The 9,571-nt window shown below is 68.5% G+C and carries 4 protein-coding genes; all 4 read left to right on the forward strand.

Annotation, left to right across the window (positions count from 1 at the left end):
• Positions 1 to 132 precede the first annotated feature (132 nt).
• On the forward strand, positions 133 to 3,477 hold the full coding sequence (locus GBZ26_RS07895; RefSeq protein WP_174438367.1) for a transglutaminase family protein: 3,345 nt from the start codon (positions 133 to 135) through the stop codon (positions 3,475 to 3,477).
• A 217-nt stretch (positions 3,478 to 3,694) separates the two neighbouring features.
• Entirely contained in the window at positions 3,695 to 5,782 is a 2,088-nt protein-coding gene (locus GBZ26_RS07900; protein WP_174438368.1) for a di-heme-cytochrome C peroxidase, read from the forward strand.
• A gap of 226 nt (positions 5,783 to 6,008) precedes the next feature.
• Positions 6,009 to 8,603, forward strand: coding sequence for a circularly permuted type 2 ATP-grasp protein (locus tag GBZ26_RS07905; protein ID WP_246653890.1), 2,595 nt, complete (start codon positions 6,009 to 6,011; stop codon positions 8,601 to 8,603).
• A gap of 73 nt (positions 8,604 to 8,676) precedes the next feature.
• Complete coding sequence (locus GBZ26_RS07910) at positions 8,677 to 9,570, forward strand: transglutaminase family protein (protein WP_343207268.1); 894 nt, start codon at positions 8,677 to 8,679, stop codon at positions 9,568 to 9,570.
• Position 9,571: the final 1 nt, after the last annotated feature.

Below are 9,571 nucleotides of genomic sequence, written 5' to 3' on the forward strand. Positions count from 1 at the left end.
TTTTGTGCAACCAGTTCGTGCCGCGATTGCGAAGGCGCTCTGGTCTGCGCGAACTCTTCGATGGTACTATGCCCTCTCCGTGCGGCGGAGAGCCGCAGGGGACCGGCCAGCGCAGACAACGGGTGGAACTTCATGGCGATCCACGTCGCTCTCAACCACAAGACCGTCTACCGTTACGACCGATTGGTCAATCTGGGACCACAGATCGTCCGGCTCCGCCCGGCCCCCCACTGCCGCACCCCGATCCTCAGCTACTCGCTGCGCGTCACCCCGAAGCATCATTTCCTGAACTGGCAGCAGGATCCGCAGTCCAACTACCAGGCCCGCTTCGTCTTCCCGGAAAAGACCCGTGAATTCGTCGTCGAGGTCGATCTCGTCGCGGAGATCGCGGCGATCAACCCCTTCGACTTCTTCCTGGAGGAGAAGGCACAGACCATCCCCTTCGCCTACGAGCCCTGGTTGGAGCGAGAGCTGCGCCCCTATCTGGAGGTGGAGGAGCCGGGGCCGCTGCTGGCCGGCTACCTGACCGGAATTTCGCGGGAGCCGGCGGCGTCCATCAACTTCCTGGTCGACATCAACCAGCGGCTCCAGAAGGACATCGGCTACGTCATCCGTCTGGAGCCCGGCATCCAGACCTGCGAGGAAACACTCGGCAAGCGCACCGGCTCCTGCCGCGATTCGGCGTGGCTGCTGGTGCAGATCCTGCGCAACCTCGGTCTGGCCGCGCGCTTCGTCTCCGGCTACCTGATCCAGCTCACCGCCGACCAGAAGGCGCTCGACGGTCCGTCCGGTCCCGAGGAGGACTTCACCGACCTGCACGCCTGGACCGAGGTGTTCTTGCCCGGCGCCGGCTGGGTCGGCCTCGACCCCACCTCCGGCCTGCTGGCGGGCGAAGGGCACATCCCGCTGGCCTGCACGCCCGACGCCTCCTCGGCCGCCCCGATTTCCGGCCTCATCGACGAGTGCGAGGTGGAGTTCGGGCACGAGATGTCGATCACCCGCATCTATGAGGCGCCGCGCGTCACCAAACCCTACACGCCCCGGCAGTGGGCGGGGATCGAGGCGCTGGGCCATCGCATCGACGAGGAGTTGACCGCCGGCGACGTCCGCCTGACCATGGGCGGCGAGCCGACCTTCGTCTCCATCGACGACATGGACGGCGCGGAGTGGAACACCACGGCGCTCGGCCCGAACAAGCGCAAGCTCGCCGCCGACCTCGTGCACCGGCTGGCCAACCGTTTCGCACCGGGCGGCCTGCTGCATTTCGGCCAGGGCAAATGGTATCCCGGCGAATCGCTGCCGCGCTGGGCGATGACCGTCTACTGGCGCCGCGATGGCGAAGCGCTGTGGGCGAACAGCGACCTGCTGGCCCGCGAGGACACCGATTACGGCCACACGGCGGAGGACGCCGGCGCCTTCCTGGTCACGCTGGCGAAGAAGCTGGGGCTGGACCCGGCGCTGGTGCTGGCGGCCTATGAGGACCCCTGGCACTACCTGCGCCGCGAATCACTGCTGCCGGTCAACGTCGATCCGCTGGACAGCAAGCTGGAGGACAAGGAGGAGCGGGCGCGCCTCGCCTATGTCTTCACCCGCGGCCTGAACGAGCCGGTGGGCTTCGCCCTGCCGATCAACCGCAAGATGACCCAGCAGGGGCCGGTGTGGCTGTCCAGCGCCTGGCCGCTGCGCCAGGAACGGCTGCTGCTGATGCCGGGCGACAGCCCGGTCGGCTACCGCCTGCCGCTCGGTTCACTGCCCTGGGTGTCGCCGCAGGACTATCCCTATTCCTGGGAGACCGACCCGTTCGAGGAGCGGGCGCCGCTGCCGCCCAACCGGGTGCCGCTGCGCCAGCACGCCCTGCGCGAGGAGGCCGAACGGCAGGACGCCACCCGACGGAACGAGCGCGTCCAGCGCGCCATGGCCGAGGTGCGCAGCGAGATGCCGGAGCACGGCAAGTCCGCTTGGTGGGTGGTCCGCACCGCCTTGACCTGCGAGGCGCGCAACGGCCGCATCCACCTCTTCATGCCGCCCATGAACACGCTGGAGGACTATCTGGCGATGCTGGCGGAGATCGAGGCGACGGCGGTCGAGCTGGACATGCCGGTGGTGATCGAGGGCTACCAACCGCCGAAGGACCCGCGCCTGAACTCGCTGGCCGTCACCCCCGACCCTGGCGTGATCGAGGTGAACATCCATCCCGCCCACAGTTGGGACGAGCTGGTCCGCAACACGCTGGAGCTTTACGAGGACGCCCGCCGGTCGCGGCTGGGTGCGGAGAAGTTCATGATCGACGGGCGCCACTGCGGCACCGGCGGCGGCAACCACGTGGTGATGGGCGGCGCCACCGCGGCGGACAGCCCCTTCCTGCGGCGGCCCGACATGTTGCGCAGCCTGATCACCTTCTGGCAGAACCACCCGTCGCTGTCCTACGCCTTCTCCGGCCTGTTCATCGGCCCGACCAGCCAGGCGCCACGCGTGGACGAGGCCCGCGACGACGCGCTCTACGAGCTTGAGATCGCCTTCAACCAGATCGACAAGGCCGCCGCGACGGGCGATTGCCCGCCCTGGATGGTCGACCGCGTTCTGCGCAACCTGCTGACCGACGTGCAGGGCAACACCCACCGGGCCGAGTTCTGCATCGACAAGCTCTATTCCCCGGACAGCTCCACCGGGCGGCTCGGGCTGGTCGAGTTCCGCGCCTTCGAGATGCCGCCCCACGCGGAGATGAGCCTGACCCAGCAGCTTCTGCTGCGCGCCCTGGTCGCGCGCTTCTGGAAGGCCCCCTACAAGGGAAAGCTGGTGCGCTGGGGGACGGAGCTGCACGACCGCTTCATGCTGCCCTATTTCGTGCAGCAGGATCTGGCGGACGTCGTCGCCGACCTGCGCGATCACGGCTATCCCATCGAGGAGCGCTGGTTCGACCCGCACATGAACTTCCGCTTCCCGGTCTACGGCCACGTCAACCAGCGCGGCATCTCGCTGGAGCTGCGCATGGCGTTGGAGCCCTGGAACGTGCTGGGCGAGGAGCCGGGCGGCGGCGGCACCGTGCGCTACGTGGACAGTTCGGTCGAGCGGGTGCAGGTGCGGGTCGCCGGCCTGACCGACGCGCGCTACGTTATCACCTGCAACGGCCGCCGCGTGCCGCTGATCCCCACGGGGACGGAGGGCGAATTCGTTGCCGGCGTGCGGTACCGGGCGTGGCAGCCGCCCTCCTGCCTGCACCCGACCATCCCGGTGCACACGCCGCTGGTCTTCGACATCCTGGACCTGTGGGCGGGCCGCTCCATCGGCGGCTGCACCTACCACGTCATGCATCCGGGCGGGCGCAACTATGACACCTTCCCGGTCAACGCCAACGAGGCGGAGGGGCGGCGCCTCGCCCGCTTCTTCCCCTTCGGCCACACCCCAGGCCCGATGGATGCCCCGGCGGAGGAGCGCAACCCGCAATTCCCCATGACACTGGATCTGCGTCGGGGGTGAAAGGCCGATTCGTGCGCGCGCAATGCACGAGTCGGCTTCATTTTCATCCAATCGTAGGCAAAAACCAAAACACCTCCCTAAAAAGGCGCAAACCATCACAGCTAAACCATCTTTAGGAAGAGTGATTCCGGTTTGAGTATTCCTATGGTTGTTATCCGGACTAGCCTCTGACCGATGTCTGTCGGCATGCCGCCGATATCCTTCAGGAGCGAAAGGGATGAAAGCCAGCCTTCTTACCGTCGTGGCGGGGTCCGTGCTGCTCGGCGCTTGTGCCGAGAAACCGCCGGAGCCGCCGCGGCCCGTTCCCGTCAGCCTGCCGCAGAAGATCGGCGACTACTGGTACCTGGACCAGAACTGGACCGACGCCGAGCGCCAGTGGTACTACAGCACCACCCAGGGCTCGCAGATCATGCCCTATGACTGGTTCATGGCCCTGCCGGACTCGTCGCTGACAACACCGCTGGAGCAGAGCTATTTCCATCAGGATCTGACGCGCTACGGCTACCTGGCGGCGAGCAAGAGCGGCTGGAGCGACGGCGTTCTGCCGGTCGGCTTCATCAAGGACACCGACCCGAAGGACGGCGCCACCTGGATCGGCCTGACCTGCGCGGCCTGCCATACCGGCGACTGGCGTGTCGGCGACAAGACCATGCGCATCGACGGCTCTGCCACCACCGGTGACCTGTACGGCCTGATCAGCGGCATCTCGGACGCGGTGAAATACACGCTGGGCAACACGGCCGCCTTCGACGTGTTCTCCCGTCGCGTCCTCGGTCCCTACGCCACCGACGCGCAACGCGTGGACCTGCACGGGAAGTTGGCCACCTTCCACAAGGAGTTCGCGACCTTCGTCGCCGACAGCACCCCGGCATCGCCGTGGGGGCCGATGCGCACCGACGCGTTCCAGATGATCTTCAACCGGGTCGGCGCCATCGACCTGAAGATCCCGTCCAACAGCGTCCACCCCAACGCGCCGGTCAGCTTCCCCTACCTGTGGGACGCCTCCAAGCAGCCGAAGGCCCAATGGAACGGCGCGGTGCCGAACGGCGATCGCCTGACCGCGCTTGCCCGCAACGCCGGAGAGGTTCTGGGCGTGTTCGGGAAGGCCGCGCTGAAGGCCCCGCCCAGCAAGGATCAGTACTATTACAACTCCACCGTCCGGGCGAAAAACCTGATCTGGATGGAAGAGCTTGTGCGCGAACTGCGTTCGCCCGTGTGGCCGGACTCGATCGCCGGCAAGGTGGACATCGTCAAGGCCTCGGCCGGTGAGTCGGTCTACAAGGACAATTGCGAGAGCTGCCACAAGGTCCTGCCGCGTGACATGACCTTCACCGACACGCCGATCCAGATGATCCCGCTGTTCAACTGGGCGGACAAGCGGCCGGAGACGGTGGTCGATGTCTTCACCAAGACCATCTGCGACCCGGCGAAGGGCATCCCCGCCGCCGTCAAGGCGGGCTATATCTCCGTTGCCTATGAATCCGATCCGACCATGGCGGTGGACGCCGCCTGCCGCTTCCTGAAGACCGGCCCGATCGAGGGCGTGGTCATGCCGCCGATCATCGGCACGGCGCTGAAGAAGGACGATCTGGCGGTCAACGTGCTGGCCAACGCCGTGACCGGCTCGCTGATCGGCACGGTCATCCATGACCGGACGGTCGCCTCGCTGCTGCTGGACACCAGCTGGACGGGCGCCAAGGATGTGCGGACCCCGACCCCGTGGGACGATCCCCCGGTGTGGAAGACGGAGACCGGGGCCGCCTCAGCCTCCGTCCCGCAGCCATCCGTGCTGGTCAAGGACACCCGCGCCTTCACCAGGCCGGTCAAGGGCAAGCCCGTTGACGAGGCCGCCCAGGCCCTGCTGCGCAGGCTGAAGGAACGGACATCCCCGTCGAGCGAACAGGCTTCCGCCGCTGCCGCGACGAACCTCACGACCGAACCGACGCAGGCCGTCAAGGACGCCGAGGCCAAGGCGACCAAGGCTCTGGCCGAGCTGATCCAGAGCATCCTGGCCTACAAGGCCCGTCCGCTGGACGGCGTGTGGGCGACGGCACCGTACATGCACAACGGTTCGGTCCCGAACCTGTACGAGATGCTGCTCCCGGCCTCGCAGCGTTCGGCGACGTTCCGCCTGGGCACGCACTCCTTCGAGCCGATCAAGGTCGGCGTGGACCAGAGCGCGGACGACAACACCTTCACCTTCGACACGGCCAAGCCCGGCAATCACAACACCGGTCACGAGTTTGGCGCGTCGCTGACCGACGAACAGCGCTGGCAGCTGCTTGAGTATCTGAAGACCCTGTGAGGCGGCCGTTGAAAGCTCTCTCCCTCCGGGGAGAGGGTGCCCCGAAGGGGCGGATAGGGGTCCGGCGGAAGCGTCCGGCAGAAGGGCGTTCCTTATAACCCGGCCCCTGTCCCCAGGGGAGACGGAATGCAAATGCGCCACGCCGCCTCCGAACCGCCGCTTGCATCGGCGGGAACGGACGTTCACACTCCCCAGCACCGACCAGAGTTGAGCGTCCGAACCCGCCTTGTCCGACCGCGATTCCCCCTTTCTAGACCCCAGCACGCCGGCCCTTCCGGGGCTGCGTCCGGTGCCGTTCCTCCAGGGGTCGCTGTTCGGCGAGGCCGACGCCATGGGCTATGGCCGCGGCGAGGTCTATGACGAGATGGTCACCGGGCAGGGCCGCCTGCGCCCGCACTGGCAGACCTTCATGGGCACGCTGGGCCCCCTCGACCCGGAGTTGATGGCCGAGCGGTGGGAGGAGGCGCGGCGCCTGCTGCACCAGAACGGCGTCACCTACAACATCTACGGCGATCCCAAGGGGATGGAGCGGCCCTGGCCGCTCGATATGGTGCCGCTGCTGATTCCCGCTCACGAATGGAAGGCGGTCGAATCGGGTCTGATCCAGCGCGCCACGCTGCTGAACGCCGTGCTGGCGGACATCTACGGGCCGCAGACCCTGACGCGCAGCGGACGGCTGTCGCCGGCGGTGATCCACGCCGACCCCGGATTCCGCCGCGCCGTGCACGGCATTCCGGTGCCCAACGACATCCATCTGCATTTCTACGCGGCGGACCTCGCCCGCGCGCCGGACGGGCGCTGGTGGGTGCTGTCCGACCGCACCCAGGCGCCGAGCGGCAGCGGCTACGCGCTGGAGAACCGTGCGGTTCTGGCGAAGGTCCTTCCGGACAGCTTCCGCCATTGCCAAGTGGAGCATCTCACCCCTTTCTTCGAGGCGTACAAGGAAACGCTGCTGTCGCTGAGCCCGCGCCGCGACCAGCCGCGGATCGTTCTGCTGACACCCGGCCCCTACAACGAAACCTATTTCGAACACGTCTATCTGGCCCGCTACCTCGGCATCACGCTGGTGGAGGGTGCCGATCTGACCGTGCGCGACCGTCAGGTCTATCTGAAGACGCTGTCGGGGCTGGAGCCGGTGGACGTCATCCTGCGCCGCCTGGACGCCGACTTCGCCGACCCGCTGGAGCTGCGCGCCGACAGTTCGCTGGGCGTGGCGGGGCTGATCGAGGCGGTGCGCGCCGGCAACGTCGTCGTGGCCAACTCGCTCGGCTCCGGCTTCCTGGAATCCATGGCCGTCAAGCCGTCTCTGCCCATGCTCTGCCGCCATCTGCTGGGCGAGGAGCTGAAGATGCCCGGCGTCGCCGTCTGGTGGTGCGGCAACGACGACGAGCGCGCCTACGTCATCGACCATCTCGACGGGTTGGTGGTGAAACCGGCCTTCCCGTCCCTGTCCTTCGAGCCGATTTTCGGCGCCGATCTGTCGGCGTCCGAACGCGCCTCCCTTGTGGAGCGCATCAAGGCCCGTCCCTGGTGCTACGTCGCGCAGGAGCGTCTGGCCCTGTCCACGGCGCCGGTCTGGCAGAGCGGACGGTTGCAGCCGCGCCCGCTGGTTCTGCGCGTCTTCCTCTGCGCCCGTCCGGACGGCAGCTACACCGTCATGCCCGGCGGCCTGACCCGCGTGTCCACCGAATCCGGCAAGCTGGTCGTCTCCATGCAGCGGGGCGGCGGCAGCAAGGACACCTGGATCCTGTCCGGGCGCCGGGCCGAGGCCACCCCGGCGACGCCGCGCCCGCAGCCGGCGCAGGAACCGCAGCCGGCGCCCAAGGCAGCCTCCGCCGATCTGCCGAGCCGGGTGGCCGACAGCCTCTACTGGCTGGGCCGCTACGCGGAGCGGTCGGAGGGCACGGTGCGCCTGCTCCGCTCAACCCACTCCCGCCTGACCGACGGCAACGTGCCGGGGGCGTCGCTGCAGCTTCGCCCGCTGCTCCATCTGATGGCCTGGGAGGGCATGATCCCCTGGGACCTGACGCGGGTCACCGCGCTTGGCGGCGGGCGGGCGCTGCGGGCGGCGCTCTACAGCTCCGTCGTCGATCCGGACCATCCCAACAGCCTGCGCGCCCAGGTTCAGCGGGTGCACCGCACCGCCTATTCGGTGCGCGACCGCCTGTCGCTCGACATGTGGCGGGTGGTGACCATGCTGGAGCGGCAGAGCCAGCCGCCGGCGCACAAGCTGGACGCCGCCGCCATGCTGCTGCGGCTGGACGACCTGATGACCAGCCTCGCCGCCATCGCCGGGCTGGAGCAGGAGAGCATGACGCGCGGCCAGGGCTGGCGCTTCCTCGACATCGGGCGGCGCATGGAGCGGGCGCTCCACATCATTTCGGTGATGCGCGGCATCCCGGTCCACACGCTCGACCGCCAGGATGAGCCGGTCCAGGTGGCGACGCTGAGCGTGCTGCTGGAGTTGGGGGAAAGCGTGATGACCTACCGGTCCCGCTACCTGACCAGCGTGAGGCGGCGCCCGGTGCTGGAACTGCTGCTGGCCGACGACTCCAACCCGCGCGCCCTGGATTTCCAGCTGGCGGCGCTGGAGCGGCATGTGGCGGCCCTGCCCAGCGGATCGCAGGCGGTTCCCGGCGACACGGCGGCCTCAGCCCGGTCCATCCTCAAGGCCGCCCGCGCCTCGCTGCGCGCGCCGGACGCGCTGGACTCGGGCACCGCCCTGCACACGCTGCTCGACTCGCTCGCCCTGTCGCTGCCCGAGATTTCCAACCTCCTGACGCACGCCTATTTCAGCCATGCCTTTGCCCGACCGGCCTGACCTCTCCCCGACCGTGGCCGGCGCGGCCCCCGCTGATGAGCAATCCGGCGTCCGTTTCGGCGTGCGCTTCCGCGTGCGTCACACGACCCGCTACGACTATGGCGAGGACGTGTCGGTGTCGCACCATCTGCTGCACCTGACCGCCCGGCCGCACCCGCGCCAGCGCGTCCACCAGAGCACGCTGACCATCCTGCCGGCGCCGGCGGTGCAATCGTCCCACACCGACTATTTCGGCAACACCGTCACCTACGTCGCGATGCAGGAGCCGCACCGGCAACTGGTCCTCACCGCGGAGAGCGAGGTCGAGGTCGGTCCGCCTCCGACGCTGAACGCCGCGCTTACCCCGTCCTGGGAGCATGTGCGCGATTCGCTGGGCGGTCTGACCGGGCCGGAGGACGGGGCGGAGGTGGTCCAGTACCGCTTCGACAGCACGCTGGTGGCGGCCAGCCCGACGCTGCACGACTACACCGTGCAGTCTTTCACGCCCGGCCGCCCGGCGGCGGAGGCGGCGCTGGACCTGATGCGGCGCATCCACGACGACTTCATCTTCGACCCCACGGCGACGACGATCGCCACCCCGATGGCCGAGGTGATGCGGCACCGCCGCGGCGTCTGCCAGGATTTCGCCCACATCGTGGTCGGCTGCGTGCGCGCCATGGGGCTGCCGGCCCGCTACGTCTCCGGCTATCTGCGCACCCTGCCCCCGCCGGGCCGGCCGCGGCTGATCGGCGCCGACGTCAGCCACGCCTGGGCCTCCGTCTGGTGCGGTGCCGAGGCCGGCTGGATCGACGTCTGCCCGACCAACGCGCGGCGCGCCGACCAGGACTTCATCACCATCGCCTGGGGCCGCGACTACGACGACGTCAGCCCCGCCCGCGGCGTCCTGATGGGGGCGGCCGGCCACACGCTGTCGGTCAGCGTCGACGTCGAGCCGCTGGAGGACAACGGGCCGCCCTCCCTCCCTTGAC

Origin of the sequence: Azospirillum formosense (assembly GCF_013340925.1) — a bacterium.
Classification (GTDB): domain Bacteria; phylum Pseudomonadota; class Alphaproteobacteria; order Azospirillales; family Azospirillaceae; genus Azospirillum; species Azospirillum formosense.